Here is a 16684-nt window from a genome sequence, read left to right on the forward strand (position 1 = left end):
AGAAATATTAGAACGTAAAGTTGAGGTTTACTCCGTAACGTTTGGTCGTAGGCGTATCGAAGTCAGAAGAACCTTGACGAGAGATGTAGCGGTTCAAGTCGACGTCTTTTTTCTCAGCGAAGTACAGTAAGTTACGCGCAACTAGAGACACGGTCATCTGGTTGAAGAAACTCTTGGATTTCAACGGAACGTTGTACGTTAGGGTCACTTCACGCAGGTTGGCGAAAGAACGGCTCATCAGGTTGAGCTCGTTTTCCTGGTAGTAGCGGCTAATGTAATCTTGCAAGAAAGTTTTGGTATCGTTTGGCTTGAAAGTCAACTCATTATAGTTCGTAATGTTGCCTTCGATGTCTGTTTGGATGGTGCCGCTGGCAACCTGAACACCTGAACCCACCCAAGTCCTGTTGCCTTTGGTATCTTCCAAACGAGCTACACCCATGGCTCCTTGAGTGGTTTCGATGTGACGACCACCGCGGAACAACTGGCGCTGCAAGTAGTTGGCAATTACACCACCCTGACGACCGTCAAACTGGAACTGCAATGTCCATTTCTTGTAAGAGAAACGGTTGATGAAACTCCAAACGAAGTTTGGATCAACGTAGCCCAAGAATTTAGCAGCGCTGGAGTTCACCGTACTCAAACGGATTGGGCGACCACCTGCATCGTTGATGATTTGACCATCCTGGGTAAAGAGGTAACCATTGGACCAGAATTCATCTACACGACGACCCACTTGTTGAGAGAATTGATCCAACGCCGTAACATTTTGGCCGTTTTCGGTATAAAACTCTTCGTAACGCTCACGCAAAGTTGAGAAGTTGATCATCGGCATCCACTTCAAACCATTGCTGTTTTTGAATGGATCAGCACTAATCATGATTTCCACCCCTTTGCGGCGGGTAACGATCCCGTTAACCAACTGAGCGGTGTAACCAGTAGCTTCAGAGATTGGACGAGCAAAAGTACGTGGGCCTTCCTTGATGTCAAAGTAAGTTGCTTCCACGTTGATCTTGTTTCTGAACAGTGCGAAGTCGATACCCAATTCCAACTCAGTGCGGGAGTTGCGCTTCAGGTTTTTATTGCCCAATTGGTTGGTGTAATAAGCAGCTGGAACGTTGTTGTACGACAAGCTGGTAGAATATACTTCCGCGTTGGCGTAGCTAGGCCCGTTGTACACTGAAGAGTAGTTGTCACCATACCCCAGGATAGAAGCACCGGCAGCACCAATGGTACCTTGAGTCAAACCATCCTTAACGTTGGCATAAGCGCCACGTAATTTCAACATCGACACAGGGCCGAGGTTAACGTACTCTGTAACGATAGAGTTCAGACCTACTGATGGGTAGTAGAACGCCTGGTTTCCAACCGGTAGTGTAGAAATGCGGTCTACACGGCCAGTGTGGCTAAGCGTCAGGTACTTGTTCAAGGTAACGTCAGCAGAGTAGAACCCAGACATCACCAACATGTTGGAATTGAAGCTGAATGCACGCACAGGGTTAGCCGAGTTAGCGAAGTTGTATACCCCTGGAGTAATCAGGTAATCGGTAGATGCATAGTTGGTATTGTATCCAAAAGTACGGATGGTACCACCGGCCAATGCGTTTACACGGATTTTGCTGATTGTTTTGCTGAAATCCAACAATACATCGGTGTTGTTTTCAAACAAAGAGCGACGATCTTCACGGTAATCACCTCTACGTTCATCCCGACCGTAAGAACCAGCAGAGTAAGGCATCTTTTCAGTGCGGAGGATGTCGTAGCTGTTGATGCCGTTACGTGCAATCAATTTCAGGTCTGGTGTGATTTTGTAAGACAAAGACACATAACCGTAGGCATTGTTGTTTCTGTGGCCACGCAGCCAGTAGTTCGACATCAACCAGGGGTTGTTGTAACGCTGGTATTCGGCGTAAATCTGCTGAATGCCTTCTTTACCTTCCTGCCATACCTGCTTCATGTCATCAATGTCCCAGTCGGCACCCGCCCAGGAAGAGATGTTGTAGATGATGGAGTTAGGCCCGTAGTTGGTATCGTTGATGTTGTCGGTGTATTGACGGTTGAAGTTGATGTTCGCTTCAAAACGCAGGCGGCTATTAAAGTTGTAACCAATGTTGGCGTTGAAGTTGGTGATGTTGATGTTGGTATTTGGAACGATACCGGTTTGGTTGGTATGGCCCAAAGAGAAACGCAAATCCGAACGATCAGTTGAGCTAGAGATAGCTACACTGTTGTTGAACAGTAAACCAGGGCGCAGGAAGCGAGACAAGTTGTCCTTTCCGCGAGCAGTCCAAGGTGTAGGAATACGTCTGCCGGTGACAGGGTCAATTGGGCTATCGTACTGAGGCAACAAACGGCCATCGAGCGGAGGTCCCCATACGTCGTAGTCGTTGTCGTTTTTACCACCCCCTCTGCCATCTACAAACTCGTAGATACCGTGGTCACCAGGGCCATACAGGTCTTGAGTTTTTGGCAAAGAGTTGAAACCGTTCTCCAGCTGGGTAGTAGAGTTGAATTCTACTGCGAAGCCACGAGGGTTTTTAGACCCACGTTTGGTCGTGATCAGGATCGCACCGTTGCGACCACGGAAACCGTAGATGGCAGAAGCGGTTGCTCCTTTCAGAACTGTAAAGTTTTCTACGTCATCGGTATTGATGTTCCAGGTATCAGAGTTGATCGGAACCCCATCCACTACGTACAAAATGTCACTACTACCGCGCAACAAAACGTTGGGACGGCGCAACATCTCACTGTTCAAACCTACAGTCAAACCTGCAACTTTACCAACCAAACCCGCCACGTTGTTGGGTTCACGGGCTTTGATCAGTTCAGAAGCTTTCACAGATTGCTGAGAGGAAGTCAAAAAACGACGCTCCTTGGTTTGACCCAAACCAGTTACCGTAATTTCAGACAAACCAATCACATCGGCTTCCAGGGCGAGTTCCAAATTGCTGATTGAGCTAACGTCTACATCTTTGGTTGCATAACCAGTGTAGGAAATCACCAGCGTTTTTTCGTCATCAGCCAGTACCAGGCTGAATTTTCCATCAATGTCGGTTACGGTTCCTTTAACGGTGTTTTTTACGGATACGGAAGCACCGATTAGGGCTTCACCTGATTTTTGGTCGGTCAGGGTTCCGGTGAGTGTGCGCTGGGCATTGGCTTGTAGCGTGAGCAGGAAGCCAAATAGCAGACAAAAGCTGCGCAAAGCCATGAGCAAGCCTTGCTTTGGTAAATTTAATTTCATAGGTTTAACTGATTAGATTAATCAATCTAGAATGTTTGGGCTATGTTGGTTGCCGCCAGCATAGCCTTTTTAGTCGGTGAACTGAATGCACAAAAGTCCAGATTGTGAATGACTTAGAAGAGAAATGGAAATTAAGTTTAGTTGAAGCTTTTGTAAAGTAGGCGACAAAGGGTTCTGAGGCTGATGAGCTATGAAAATCAAGGGTTTTTTACTAATATTCAATATTTTCACCTTAACTCAAATCGTCGAGATTTAACAGTTAATTTTTATTGCGGATACTTTTTAATAACAATTTTTTCAGTGGATACAACATGGCTGTGCGGCTCCTCTCTTGGGCAGAGCCGCACAGTCGTGCGTCTCTACGGTAAAACCCTCAAGATTCCCTGCATCACCAAATAATGCCCAGGGTAGGTACATACAAACTGGTAATCCCCCGGTTTGCTCGGTGCCACAAAATAGATCGTCTCGGTAGTACCCGGCTCCAAAATTTTGGTATTGGCAAGTACCTCCGCCAGGTTGGGCACATAATGCAATTCAGGCCCCTTGAGGCCCAAGCCCATGCCTTTTTCGCCTACTTTATTGGCCATGCCTGGGACAGTGACAACGAGGTTGTGTTGCATATCATCGTTGTTGTTGAACACCAGTTTGACTTTGCTGCCTGCCTTCACGGTCAACAAATCCAGGTCGAATTTCAGGCCCGGTTTGGTGCCCAGTGAAAGCACCTGATCAGGCTGCCCCCAACTCGCGGGTTGTTCATTCAGGTTTTTGCTTAGGGCCGCAGCGGTACTAGTCGCTTTGGGTACTTTTTTTCCCTTTTTCCCTTTGGCAGCGGGCACCACAGGAGTCTTCATGTCCATGTGGTCGTGCTGCATGGGCGCGGGCGCTGTAACAGCCACGATTTTTTGGTCGGCACTGAGGCTCGCTTTTTCCCCAACCGGAATGTTGTTCATGGTGTAATACGCAAAATCGTGGAGTAGGGGAGTGCCATCCGCCGCTTTGAAGTTTTTCAACTTTACTTCGTGGATGTAGCCCTCGCGGATGCTGTCCAATACCACCCGTACTTTCAACCCATCTTCTGAAACGATCAGGCCGCGCAGCGGGCAATTGCCCTGGTTGATGATGGGGCTGCCGTATTGGTGGTGGTACTCGTAATTAAAGGAGGTGAAACCATAATTGGCGGCGCTTTTAGCCAGGCTTTTATCTACGGGAAGGGTGAATTCAATTTCAAAACCATCGGGCCGAGCGCTGATGTTTTTCATCTCAAAGGGCATTTTACCCGACCACACCAGGCGTTGCAATGCGTATTCGGCTTTGCCCGTACTGGCCCAACCTCGGCTGGTCATGCCGCCCCACATGGAGGCGTCCGTACCCCAGCGCAGGCGCAGAAGCCCCGAAGCCCAACCTTCGCGGAAGGGGTAACAAGCACCCTGGTATTTGCCATTGACCCGTTCGAGGGTCATGCGCATGACTTTGGAATGCCCCTGGTCGGCTACAAAATATTGGCCGCTGAAAGGGCCAAAAGCCCCGCCGGTATTGTCTTCAATAATGTCTGATGTCGAAATGCCCATGAGGGTATGGGGAAACCATACGCAGGGCAATTTCATTTCTTTGATGCTTTTGGCCGCTTCGTACATGGTGCGGCCATCGTCGACTTTGGCCAAATCCGCTTTGGTGAGGCGGAGAGGAGATTCGGGTTCCTTGGTCCAGTTCAAACCTCCGGCATTGCCCGCAAAATCGCCTTTTTCCAGATGGGTCACCCGGCCAGAGCCTACCCAGTCACCTTGATTTTCGGCATAAAAAACTTCGTCTTTGCCATTGACCCAAAAACCGGCGGGTGAACGCAAACCCGTAGCGATGGGTTCCATTTGCCCATCGGGTTTGATTTTGAGCAACCAGCCGTGCCATTTGCCCAAACCATCGCCATAACCTACCCAGGCTACATTGAGGGTGACGTACATGTCGCCATTGCTGTCGAATACTGGCCCATAAGCGTACTCATGGTAGTTGCCACTGATGTTGAAGCGGTAGATGGGTTCAAACACATCGGCGCGACCGTCGCCATCGGTGTCGGTCATTTTGGTCAACTCGCCGCGTTGGGTACAGTACAAGGAGCCGTCTTTGTAGGCTAGGCCCAGCACTTCGTGCAAACCTTCGGCGTACAACTGATAATGGGGCTGGGTACCGTTGATCATGTAAGGGTTTTCAATCACCCAGATCTGTCCCCGGCGGGTCGAAACTGCCAGTCGCCCGTCGGCCATAGGTGCCAAACCGCCTACTTCCAGCTTGATGTCTTCGGGAATGGCTACGGTTTTGAGGAAGTAATAATCTTTCTCGGTGAGTGGTTTGCCAGTTTGGGCAAAAACGCTCAATCCACTGAGGAGGCAAAGGGTGGATAAAAATATTTTGATGGATTGCATTGGTTTAACTTTTAGCTTGTTTAAGTAGTGGGGCAAAAATAAGTGTTCATTTTTTTTGAGCCAAAGGATTAGATAAGACACTTGAAATGAACCGTTTACTTGTCTAATCCTTTGGCAAAATGAAGCACTTATTTTTTATCGCCCCTAAGCTTTTAAAAAATCAAGGTAGAAGCCACTTTAAGCTCCGTTTGACTGGACTCAAAAATCAATTCTTGCAGGCCCTGGTTGCTGACGATCTTGTAGTTGATCGGATCAGTGACGCGCAGGTAGTAGCGTTGTCCATCGATGGCGTACAAGCCGTTGCCGACGCTGCTGATGCTGTTGCCCTGGGCCAGGCGGTAACTGAATTTTTTTCCCGCTGGATTTTTGATCAAAGTCACTCTTTCCAGTCCAGGGGTACTTCCAGCTTTAAAACTTTCGCTGAAGGTAATGCCCTTGTACTGATAGCTAAAAGTGGGATGACGCTCTACGGACAATTGATAGCCCTTGTATTTTAAATCTTTTTGGTCTAAAGTATCCGTTAAGCCATCCAAGGCCAAGGGGCAGCGCCCGGGCAATCGTTGCCCTACGCCCATTGCCACCGCAGTTTGAGGCTCACCTCGCTCGTGCCACATGTCGGTGGCATTGGCAAAATCGCCCCGCCAAACTTGCAATAAAGCGGCCTGGTCAAGGTCGTAAGCGTAGTGGGTTCCTTTGGGGTCGCCCACCAGAATGACCTGGGTTTTTTTCTTGTTGAAATGTTGAAAAAAACAACGCAGCAAACTAGGCTCTTGTTTGGGTTCCACTTCAATGAGGGGTGAGGGCCGTGGATCGGGCAAGGAGGCGAGCGTATGTAGGGCGATGGGTTTGCCATTGGTTTTTTGCAAACTCAATCCGGCGGCGGTTGGCCACCAACTGAAATTTTTCAAATAACTGACCTGAAAACTGTGCTCTCCGGCGCTCAAATTGGTAGTCGCGATGGAGGGATCACCGACCGACTTCCAATCACTGGGTAAAACCTCTTTGCCATCTACACTCAATTTTCCGGAACCGTAACGCTGCAAAATCCATTGATAACTACCTGCTTCTTTGATGTCAATTTTGCCATTAAAAACCAGCGCCATTTTGTTGACGTTGTCAGCCAGAGTGTAATCGATGGCGGCAGCTTTGCCCTCGCGGGTCACTTTGGCGTTGGCCAGGGCTTCAAAGTTTTCAAATTGCCCTTCGTAGTATCGGTAAGTCAGCTCCTTGATGGGCGCTTCAAACTCGTTCAACAAGGCGTATTTGATGTTGCGGAAAGCGATAGGGCCGTGGTCGCCTTGAATGCGGAAAGGCGCTTTGGCTACTTCTTCAGTCGAAGTAGCACCTCTGGTTACACCCAGCAGGATCACGTTTTCGTGGATGGTGATGCCATTGAGGATAATTTTGCTGAATACAGCTGGTTTTGTTTTGTGCCCCTGGGCATCAAACTGTGGCGCTTGAAAATGGACTTGTAATTTTTGCCAAAGCCCTGGTGCCAGTGCAGCGTTGACACGGGGTGCATGCCCCTCGTAATTGGTTTTGGTCGCTTCAATCCAGCGGGGATAAATGGCACCCGCATCCTGGTACTTAGGACGGGTTACACCCCAGGAATCGTAAAGCTGGATTTCGTAGCGGCTTTGCAGGTAAATACCGGAATTGGAGCCTTGGGGTAACATGAACTCAAGCTCGAGGTACATGTCACCGTGCTCCAATTGGCTGTAAATGTCTGCTTCGCGTTTGTAGAGAAACTTTTCGCTGAAGTTGTCGAAGAGCACTCCCGTACCTGGCTTTGAACTCAGCAACTTATTCTCGGGACTTCCACTGGTTTCGCCCACGATTTGCCAACAGGCGGCGGGAGAACGAAAACCAGAGAGGTCGTTGAGTGGAAGATTGCTCAGTTCGTAAAAGGTATTCTGAGCCTGAACATTCAGTCCCACGAGTAAAAGGAGAAATTGCAGGGCAATTCCGTAATGTTTTGGTTTGTAAATAGTCATTGATCTAATGTTTATTGTACCGCAAACATGAATTATCCCGAATTTTTCAACACAAAACAATGAAAATTAGCACAAAGGAAAAAAAAGAGGACACAAAGAACACAGAGTTAGATGTTGACTATGTTTCGCTTTGTGTCCTTGGTGTCCTCTTTTTTTCCTTTGTGCTTAAAAAAGTGTCGCTTTGGTAATATTTAAAAAATTCGAGATAACTCATGTTTATCGCAAAAGAATTTTCTACACTTAAAACAACAAGCCAGCAATGGTTGCCGACATGTAACTCGCCAGCGTACCACAAATGAGCGCTTTAAAGCCCAACCGAGCCAAATCAGCCCTTCGTTCGGGCGCCAACTGACCGATTCCCCCTACCTGAATGGCGATGGAACTAAAATTAGCAAAACCACACAAGGCAAAACTGGTGATGGCAATGGTTTTTGGTTCCAGGTAATGTTTCATTTGAACCAAATCGAGGTAGGCTACAAATTCGTTGACCACCAATTTGGTGCCCATCAAGGAGCCCGCGGCTGTCAAGTCTTTGACGGGAACCCCCATTGCCCAGGCAAACACGAAAAAGATCTTACCCATGACAAATTTAAAGCTCAACTCGGGCAGGCCAACCATCATGCCAAATTTTCCCAAAAACAAATCGAGCAAGGCAATCAAGGCGATGAAACCAATCAACATGGCGATTACATTCAAGCCCACCCGTAGGCCATCTCCGGCACCACCAGCGATGGCGTCGACCAAGTTGACATAGGCTTTTTCAACTTTCAACTTAACGGTACCCTGGGTTTCGGGTTCTTCGGTTTCGGGGTACACGATTTTTGAAATCACCAGAGCTCCCGGTGCAGCCATGATGCTGGCCGCCAGGAGGTACTCAGGCGGTACTCCCAAAGCAATGTAAGTGGCCATAACCCCCCCGGCAATACAAGCAAAGCTACCCGTCATGGAAGACATGAGCTCGGAGTTGGTCATGGTTTTTAGATAAGGTTTGATCATGATTTGGGCCTCCACCTGGCCTACAAAAGTACTGGCTACATTCGAGATGGCTTCGGCACCACTCACGCCCAGCAGCCATTTCATGCCCACGGCCATGACCGATACCACCCGCTGCATGACCCCGATGTGGTACATGATGTTCACCAGAACGGCAACAAAAATGATAGTGGGAATTACTTTGAAGAAAAAGATGAAACTGTTTTCAGGGCCTAAAACCTTGTCCAATAAGCCCTTGTTGACCAGTGGACCAAATACAAACAATGCACCTTGGTCCGCCATTTCCAACAAGCGCTGAATTTTGGCACCCAACCAGGCAAAAGTATTTTTGCCTACGGTGGTTTTTAAAATAAACACTGCCAATCCAAGTTGTAGCAAAAGTCCTACCCCAACTGTACGATAATTGATTGCCCTCCGATTGTTGGATAGCAAAAAGGCAATTCCCAAAATCAGAACCATTCCAATCAGTCCGATAAACCGCTCCATAAATAGCTTTTAGTTAGAGCAGAAAGGTAATAGATTGTTCTGGTAATTTGGATACTACCTTGGTTTTTTTGGTTTTTGACGATCAAATTCATGTTTACACCGGCTTCGCCCTGATGAGTGCTTTTAAAATATGAATCGTTAAATCAGCGTTAAATGAACGAATGAAAGCCAAGGGAGAAAAAAAACTACTGGAAAGAGTTTATATGTAGCTTTCAAATGTACACTCATGCGATCACGACTGTTACTGTTCTTGTTACTTCTGGGCATTTACACCTCAGTTTCGGCTCAATTGATGCCCAAATCTCCGGTTCCAGCTCCGGCTGCTCCGGCTCCCGCTCCTAAAACCACCACACAAGTTCAATTCATGCAAATGGAAATGGGCGACACCATTTACCTGCTGAAGAAATATTTCCTCTGCTTGTTGCGGCGAGGGCCAGTACGCAATTTGAGCCAAAAGGAAATAGAAACCCTGAGTAGGTATCATCAAGATCACCTCAAATGGTTGGGGGATACCAAAAAACTATGCATGGCTGGCCTGATGGAAGGGGAGGGCGATATGCGCGAAATGCTCATTTTGTCGGCGCTCTCGCAGGAAGAGGCGGAGCACCTGATCTGGCAGGATCCGGCGGTGCGGGCTGGAAGGTTTACGGTGGAGGTGATGCCTTGGTGGGGGCCGGTGGGGAGTAAGCTTTACTAGAGGTTCCAGGGTTCCAAAGTTCCAGGGTTCAACCCCGAACCCTGGAACTTTGGAACATTTACTTCCTCACCACCGGATACTTAATCCCCAACTGCTCCAGATAACTCCCGTACTTCTTCTCATCGTAATAGAATTTCTCCAACTTCGGGCGGAACTCCTCCATGATATCCGTATTCAGGTGCACCGCTGGTTTGTCCGTGGGGTTCACCATAGGGATGTACTGCTGCTTCATGCCTTGTTCGGTGCGGAAATACTCCCAGGCTTTGGTAATCAATTCGGGTTTAAGCAACAAATCCAGCAGGGTCATCGCCTCTGCTTTGGCCCCGGCCACTACACCTTTGTGGGCAATGGGGGTCGCCATGGCTACGGCATTGGCCCAATGGTGCCCAGGCAGCCCAGGGATGTTAGAAGGATAGCTCAAAGTGATGGTCGGCAATTTCCAGGAAATGTCGCCAATGTCGTCAGATCCACCGCTGATGGGGTTGCGCACGGGCTGGCCCAGGGTATCCAGTTTGCTCGACATGCCATTGGTATCCCGAGGTGATTTTACTTCTTTTTGAATGGCGCGAGCCAGGGTTTGGTCAGCTTCAGACCAGGTCGGCAAGCCAACTTTTTTGATGTTTTCGTACATCGTTTCGGCGATCACCTGATTGAAGTGCCGAGGCCAGGCCGAGCCCAGTACCCGCGAAGTCATTTTGGTATCCGTCATCAACGCGGCCCCTTCGGCGATGCGGTTGGCGCGTTTGTAGAGCTCCATGATTTGCGGGTAGGTGATGTGCCGCAAGTAAAACCAGATGCTCGCTTTGGAAGGCACCACATTGGGTTGGTCGCCACCGTTTTTGATCACGTGGTGTGAGCGCTGCAGTGGATCCATGTGCTCGCGGGAATACTGCCAGCCTATACTCATTAATTCCACAGCGTCGAGCGCACTGCGGCCACGCCAGGGTGCCATCGCGGCGTGGGCGGCTTCCCCTTCAAACTCGTACTCTACCGACACCAGCCCCGTACCCGATGCTTGACCGAAGGATACGCCCAAATTGCTGCCAACGTGGGTAAAAATGCAGGCGTCGACCTTATCGAAATAACCATCCCGGGTGAAGAAGGCTTTGGTGCCGACCAGTTCTTCAGCTACTCCGGGCCACAAGACCAGGGTACCTTGAATTTTCTCGCGGATCATAATTTCCTTGACGGTAATGGCCGCAATGATGTTCAGTGGAATGCCCGAATTGTGCCCTTCACCGTGCCCAGGAGCACCCGCTACGATGGGATCGTGGTAGGCAACGCCCGGCTTCTGTGAAGCTTTGGGGATACAATCCAAATCGCTGCCAATAGCAATGACGGGTTTGCCGCTGCCCCAACTGGCCATCCAGGCGGTGGGCACCCCGGAGATGCCAGATTCGATGGAAAAGCCATTTTCGCGCAAAATGCCAGTGAGGTACTTGGAGGTTTCCACTTCCTGAAAACCCAACTCGGCAAAACTAAACACCTTATCGACCATGACCTGCGCCAGTTTGGCCCGGCTTTGGACTTTTTCCGCCACTTCTTTTTTAAGGGCTTCAATTTTTTCAGTGGTCAATTTGGATGTTTGGGCCAATACTCCACTCACCAAACCGAGGGTGAGGAGCAATGTGTGTACTGTTTTTATCATACTAATCCGTTTTATCAATAAGCAATGGAAATGTACCGTATTATTCCCATTCCGCAGGGTTATTTTGTCCAGAATTTTGGTTTGATTTTGGTTCGAAAAGCACTTTCCACACAGGCAGCACAAATCAATGGATTTGCAGTCACCGGGTTGGGCGGGCAGGTCACAATTGCGGGCACCGCCGATTGGGTACGTTCAATAAAGAATCCATTTTCGCTGATGGCGCTGGCTTCAAACAAACCAAAGGCTTCTTCTTCGGGGTTGCTGATGCACTTGATATTGCCCCGAATAGCTGCCGGAGCCGTATCGAAAAGACTGCCGTTGTTGGACGAAAGCTGATCCACTGCTTTCCAATAATTATAGGCTTCCCGGGAAATCACCCTTTGCTGGATTTCGATGTAGTAATCCCGGGCGCAATAGGCGACATTGGTAATGGGGTGCCGGGTGATTGTTTTGCCATTGATCAAGGCATCGGATAAAACGTTGGTACAGTTGCGGTAACAACGGACAATGTCCCAACATGGCTCACAACAAGTGAGGCCAACCAGGGTTTCTGGACCGCCGGTATATGGAACCCCTTCAAATTGCCGGCAATACACCAATTGTTCGTAATGAATCCAACTCCAGCGGTAATAATCCCCTTTGTTAGGTGAATCCTCGGTGTCCAACAGGATATTGTATCCAATGATGGCGTTGCCTAGTTTGGGATCATCCACAACAACGGGTTCGGGATAAACCTTTTTGATAGGCGCAATTGGGCGGACAGTTTCTGGGCCGGATTCATACTTACGGTTGTCCGAAGTCAAGATATGCAGTACATAAGTTTTACCAACTTCGCCAACAAATTCACGACTAGCCGGGAAATACCAGCCCCGGTTTTTGGCGTCTTCGATATAGTTCTGTCGTTGCCCGCTACCATCCACAACCCATACCTGTGCAGCGCTTACCGGATAATTGAGGGCTCGGGTATCATACCTGGCCAGGCGGGTAAGACGCACCTCTTGAAGCCCTTTTACTGTAGTCAAATTGGCTGCAACAACCATTCCATCGTCCCGATTGGGTACCGCTAAATCAACGGGTTGAACACAGGAAAACAAGCTCAGACCTAAGCACAACAGCAACAGGCTATTTTTAAATTTCATGGTCATCTCAAAATTTGAAATTGTAAGTAAGGGATGGAAAAGCGGAACCAAAAATGGCCAACTTGTTGGCATTGGTCTGTTTGCGCTGGTTGAGGGCAAAATAAATCGAATAGGCATTTTTGCGGCCATACAGATTATATACCGACAACACCCAGGTGCCTTTCCATTTGCGGATGCGGTTGGGGTTTGGCTCCACGATCAAGGCCAGGTCCAGGCGGTGATAATCGGGGATGCGTTGCAAGTTTCGATTGGGATACAAAGGCACCGTGTTGCCTGCCGCAATAAAACGGCCATATGGATAAGTGGCGGGACGCCCCGTACTGTAAGTGAAATTAGCGGATAAGGTGACATTGATGGCCGTACGGTAGTTCATCATCACATTCATGGTGTGCGGCTTGTCGTAATTAGCTGGGTACCATGCTCCGGTATAGTTGTGGATAGATTTGTAGCGGGGATCCACTTTAATTTGGGTACGGGCGTAGGTATAAGTTACCCATCCGGTCAAAAATCCAGTGTTTTTGCGGGCCATCAATTCCAGTCCATATGCTTTTCCCTCGCCCTGAATAATTTCCTGTTCCAGATTTTTGGAAAAAATCAAATCCGCCAAATCCCGGTAATCCGGGAAGTTTTGAGATTGGCGGTAGTACAATTCGGCGGAAGTCTCCCAGCGATTTTCTTCCAGATTTTTGAAAAAACCTAGTGACACCTGATCAGCAATTTGAGGCAAAATATTCAGGTCGCTGGTACCCCAACGCGCGGTAGGCAAGGCAGCAGTGGTGTTGGAAATCAACTGCACATACTGGCGCATGCGGTTGTAGCTGGCCTTGATGGATGTGTTCTCATTCAGGCTGTAGCGCAAGGAAAGACGGGGTTCAATCCCGCCGTAGGTTTTTGATGCTGTGCCCTTGGAAAAAACCTGGGTCTCTTCCACATTCTCGTCGATGCGAATCGCTTCGGGCGCGTAGCGATATACGGTATCAGCTCCGAGGCGTTGAAAAAAGGAATAGCGCAGACCTGCAATGACCGAAAATTGCGGGCTGAATTTCCATTCATTTTCCAGGTATGCCGCAGACTCACGCGCCAATTCCCTTTGGATGTCGATGGCTAAAATATTGGAGTAAGGCCCTGGTACCAGTTGGTTAGGGTCGATTTGATAATTGGTGCTCTCCAAACCAAAAGAAAGGTTGTTTTTTTCTCCGGTGTGTACATAACGCGCTTTGAGTGCCCGTAGGCGGATGCCTGAACTCAGGTCAAAGGCAATGCTGGAATCGGGAACAGCAGTGTTGGCTTTGTAAATGCTTTGCACCCCGGTCAGGGTAAAGGAGGCATTTTTGCTTACAAACCAGTTGAAGCGTAAGGTTTGGTTGTACGTCCGATATTCATAGCGCGACGAACTGGCGTTTACATTTACGGTATTCAAAGAATCGGAAGGCAATTTGAAAGCATCAAAACTGTTGTAAGAGGTGTAGGACAAACGGGTTTTTTCACTGGGTTTGAACAGAATTTTCCCCGTCAGGTCATAAAAATTGGCCACTGTACCCTGTATGCTTTCTGGGCCAAGTTTAAATAAAAAGTCATTAAAAGAACCCCGACCGGAAATTAAAATGGCCAGGCGGTTCTTGATCAAAGGCACTTCCAATCCTAAGCGATTCGAAATCATGCCAATTCCACCGTAAAAACTGCTTTTTTCGAGGTCTGGATCTTTCAATTTGACATCCAATACTGAAGAAGTACGGCCCCCGTATTCTGCTGATACCCCACCTCTGGATAAGGTCACATCCCGCACGGCATCGGGATTAAAAATGGAAAAAAAGCCAAAAAGGTGCGAGCTGTTGAATACGGGAGCGTCATCCATCAGCACCAGGTTTTGGTCAATGCTGCCACCCCGTACGTTCAATCCGGTTGCGCCTTCACCAACGGTGCTCACTCCCGGCAACATTTGTAAACTGCGCACCACGTCAATTTCTCCCATAAAGGCAGGGATTTTGCGAATGCTGCGGATGCTGAGTTGGGCTACTCCGGTTTCGGTGCTGCGTACATTTTCTTCTGGTTTGCTGCTGATTACGGTGACCTCTTCCAAAAACTTGGCGTCTTTGCTCAGCACCACATCCATAACTACGTTTTTATCCACCTGGATCGGGATAACCTTGGCAGCATACCCCAAATAACTAATGCGGAGGGTGAAAGCCCCTGCGGGGGTGGGAATGCCGTAAAAGCCTTTTTTATCGGTATAAATTCCAGCTCGACTCTCGGTTAAAAAAACGGCAGCACCACTAATCGGTTCTTGGGTGAGGGAATCAAGGACATTCCCATAAACGGTAAAAGTTTGGGTTTTCCCTGCTTCTTGAGCTTGTAAAAATGAACAAAACAAGGTGCTCAAACCAAGCAAGAATGGTGTTAATAATTTGCGGCTCATGTAAATGGTTGTGATCAATGTGCGCTTCAAAATAGTTGCTAATCTTGTAACGGCCAAACAGATGAGGGCTTGCGTCGGTAATCAGGCAAAAATAACAGACCAATTGGCAATAATCACAGCCACAAGACGTTTAACTTAGTTTTAAAAAAAAGAGAAGTCAAGTGTAACTTTTCGCTTTTTGCTGCATTATGGGTAAGTATAGTTAAAGAGCAACAAGAATAAGATAGGCTAATCCGTTAAAAAAGCATTAAACTACTCAGTTCCTAAAACCTCAATGCCCTTTTTTGTTTTTTAATTCCATGAATACCAAAAAATTAAAAGATTATGCGATGGAGTGGTAAAACGCTATTGGCGTTGGTGGCAATGTTGGCGATACCTTATTTTTGGCCAAAGAACGAAGTCTCCGAAAAACGCGAGTTGAAGTACCTTCCAAAAAACCTGGAGAACCCTCACTTGCGCGAGGTCGTCAACAATTTTGACCAGTTTTTTAAGACGGCTATGGAAGGTTCACGCACGCCGGGTGCTGCGGTGGTGATCGTGAAGGATACGTCTATTTTGTACATGCGTGGATTTGGGGTCAAAAATTCACGGGTGCGCGATTCAGTTGACGTCAATACGGTATTCAGAATTGGTTCTTTGTCCAAAGGTTTTGCGGGTGTATTGAGTGGGATGTTGGTTGAGGACGGGCAATTTGCCTGGAATGATCGAGTGAAAAAACATTACCCCGAATTTAAACTCTCCACACCAGAACATACCGAAAACGCGACCATTACTCACCTGCTTTCCCATACCACCGGAATGCCATATCACACCTATTCGGATTTGGTAGAAAGTGACTGGACCTTGAAAAACATTGCTGCACGCTTGCAACGGGTACGCCCGGCCGCTCCATTGGGTAAATTGTACAATTACCAAAACGTGGTCTTTAGTTTGATCGAAGAAGTGATGTACAATACAACCCAAAAAACGTATCCAGAATTGGTACAAGAGCGGATTTTTAACCCTGCAGGGATGGCTTCTGCTTCGATGTCGTACCGGGACATGATCAAAACCAAGGACAAATCCTTCCCCCACGATAACCTGGGCGGTCGGATGGACATTACCACCAAATATTACAATACCGCAGCAGCTGGAGGCATCAACGCAAGCATTTCCGATATGGGCAAATGGCTACAAATTTTGATGGGCAATCGCCCGGATATTGTCAGTAAGGCTACCCTGGATCATGTGTTTACTCCGATCATCACGACCAGCAATGAGCGTCGGGTATTTCCGCACTGGGCACCGATGCGTGATGCTTATTATGCTTTGGGTTGGCGGGTGTTGGATTGTGGGGCCGATACTTTGATCTATCATGGTGGCTATGTAAATGGCTACCGCAGCGAACTGGCGTTTGACCGCAAAGAAAAAATAGGGATTTGTATTTTGTTCAACAACCCAAGCCCGATTGCCAGCTCTTGCATTCCTTCTTTCTTCGATTTTTACCGCTTTCAGGCCGATTCCATCAAGGAATGGGAAAGTGTTGGAAAATATAAAGCTGCTTTGAGTTACCAAAGCCGTTAAAGTTTAGAAGGTTGAGGAGGTTGAGAAAGTTGAGGCTGCCGCAGCGATTTTGACAATGTCCTGGTCTAAGTCTCTGCGGCAGCCTCAACT

9 protein-coding genes are annotated in these 16684 nt (G+C 48.2%); 2 read left to right on the forward strand and 7 right to left on the reverse strand.

The window, feature by feature from the left end:
* Positions 1–7: 7 nt before the first annotated feature.
* From ACEW9O_RS02985 to ACEW9O_RS03000, 4 genes are all read right to left on the reverse strand, one after another.
* Complete coding sequence (locus ACEW9O_RS02985; protein ID WP_373548633.1) at positions 8–3241, reverse strand: SusC/RagA family TonB-linked outer membrane protein; 3234 nt, start codon at positions 3239–3241, stop codon at positions 8–10.
* A gap of 359 nt (positions 3242–3600) precedes the next feature.
* The gene (locus ACEW9O_RS02990; RefSeq protein WP_373548634.1) at positions 3601–5658 is read right to left on the reverse strand and encodes a plastocyanin/azurin family copper-binding protein; all 2058 of its coding nucleotides are present in this window, start codon (positions 5656–5658) and stop codon (positions 3601–3603) included.
* A 152-nt stretch (positions 5659–5810) separates the two neighbouring features.
* Entirely contained in the window at positions 5811–7652 is a 1842-nt protein-coding gene (locus ACEW9O_RS02995; protein WP_373548635.1) for a DUF1080 domain-containing protein, read from the reverse strand.
* Between the two features lie 240 nt (positions 7653–7892).
* Positions 7893–9131, reverse strand: coding sequence for a NupC/NupG family nucleoside CNT transporter (locus ACEW9O_RS03000; RefSeq protein ID WP_373548636.1), 1239 nt, complete (start codon positions 9129–9131; stop codon positions 7893–7895).
* Positions 9132–9357: 226 nt separating this feature from the next.
* On the opposite strand from ACEW9O_RS03000, the gene ACEW9O_RS03005 reads away from it, so the two are divergent.
* Positions 9358–9828 (forward strand): YciI family protein, encoded by a 471-nt coding sequence (locus ACEW9O_RS03005; RefSeq protein WP_373548637.1) that lies wholly within the window; start codon positions 9358–9360, stop codon positions 9826–9828.
* Positions 9829–9886: 58 nt separating this feature from the next.
* Here ACEW9O_RS03005 and ACEW9O_RS03010 read toward each other — a convergent pair whose 3' ends face one another.
* From ACEW9O_RS03010 to ACEW9O_RS03020, 3 genes are read right to left on the reverse strand one after another with little or no spacing between them, the layout of a single operon-like run.
* Positions 9887–11476, reverse strand: a complete 1590-nt coding sequence (locus tag ACEW9O_RS03010) for an amidohydrolase (RefSeq protein WP_373548638.1) — start codon at positions 11474–11476, stop codon at positions 9887–9889.
* Positions 11477–11535: 59 nt separating this feature from the next.
* Positions 11536–12615 carry a DUF4249 domain-containing protein gene (locus ACEW9O_RS03015; RefSeq protein ID WP_373548639.1) on the reverse strand — a complete coding sequence of 360 codons (1080 nt, stop codon included), beginning with the start codon at positions 12613–12615 and terminating at the stop codon, positions 11536–11538.
* Between the two features lie 7 nt (positions 12616–12622).
* The gene (locus ACEW9O_RS03020) at positions 12623–15031 is read right to left on the reverse strand and encodes a TonB-dependent receptor domain-containing protein (RefSeq protein WP_373548640.1); all 2409 of its coding nucleotides are present in this window, start codon (positions 15029–15031) and stop codon (positions 12623–12625) included.
* A gap of 324 nt (positions 15032–15355) precedes the next feature.
* On the opposite strand from ACEW9O_RS03020, the gene ACEW9O_RS03025 reads away from it, so the two are divergent.
* The gene (locus tag ACEW9O_RS03025; protein WP_373548641.1) at positions 15356–16594 is read left to right on the forward strand and encodes a serine hydrolase domain-containing protein; all 1239 of its coding nucleotides are present in this window, start codon (positions 15356–15358) and stop codon (positions 16592–16594) included.
* Positions 16595–16684: the final 90 nt, after the last annotated feature.

Origin of the sequence: Haliscomenobacter sp. (genome assembly GCF_041740695.1) — a bacterium.
GTDB lineage: Bacteria > Bacteroidota > Bacteroidia > Chitinophagales > Saprospiraceae > Haliscomenobacter.

What these genes read in the sequence shown, in the direction of transcription:
- ACEW9O_RS03015 (WP_373548639.1), bottom strand. Translation starts at nt 12,615, where the DNA reads ATGAAATTTAAAAATAGCCTGTTGCTGTTGTGCTTAGGTCTGAGCTTG.
- ACEW9O_RS02985 (WP_373548633.1), bottom strand. Translation starts at nt 3,241, where the DNA reads ATGAAATTAAATTTACCAAAGCAAGGCTTGCTCATGGCTTTGCGCAGC.
- ACEW9O_RS03010 (WP_373548638.1), bottom strand. Translation starts at nt 11,476, where the DNA reads ATGATAAAAACAGTACACACATTGCTCCTCACCCTCGGTTTGGTGAGT.
- ACEW9O_RS03005 (WP_373548637.1), top strand. Translation starts at nt 9,358, where the DNA reads ATGCGATCACGACTGTTACTGTTCTTGTTACTTCTGGGCATTTACACC.
- ACEW9O_RS02995 (WP_373548635.1), bottom strand. Translation starts at nt 7,652, where the DNA reads ATGACTATTTACAAACCAAAACATTACGGAATTGCCCTGCAATTTCTC.
- ACEW9O_RS03025 (WP_373548641.1), top strand. Translation starts at nt 15,356, where the DNA reads ATGCGATGGAGTGGTAAAACGCTATTGGCGTTGGTGGCAATGTTGGCG.
- ACEW9O_RS03020 (WP_373548640.1), bottom strand. Translation starts at nt 15,031, where the DNA reads ATGAGCCGCAAATTATTAACACCATTCTTGCTTGGTTTGAGCACCTTG.
- ACEW9O_RS02990 (WP_373548634.1), bottom strand. Translation starts at nt 5,658, where the DNA reads ATGCAATCCATCAAAATATTTTTATCCACCCTTTGCCTCCTCAGTGGA.
- ACEW9O_RS03000 (WP_373548636.1), bottom strand. Translation starts at nt 9,131, where the DNA reads ATGGAGCGGTTTATCGGACTGATTGGAATGGTTCTGATTTTGGGAATT.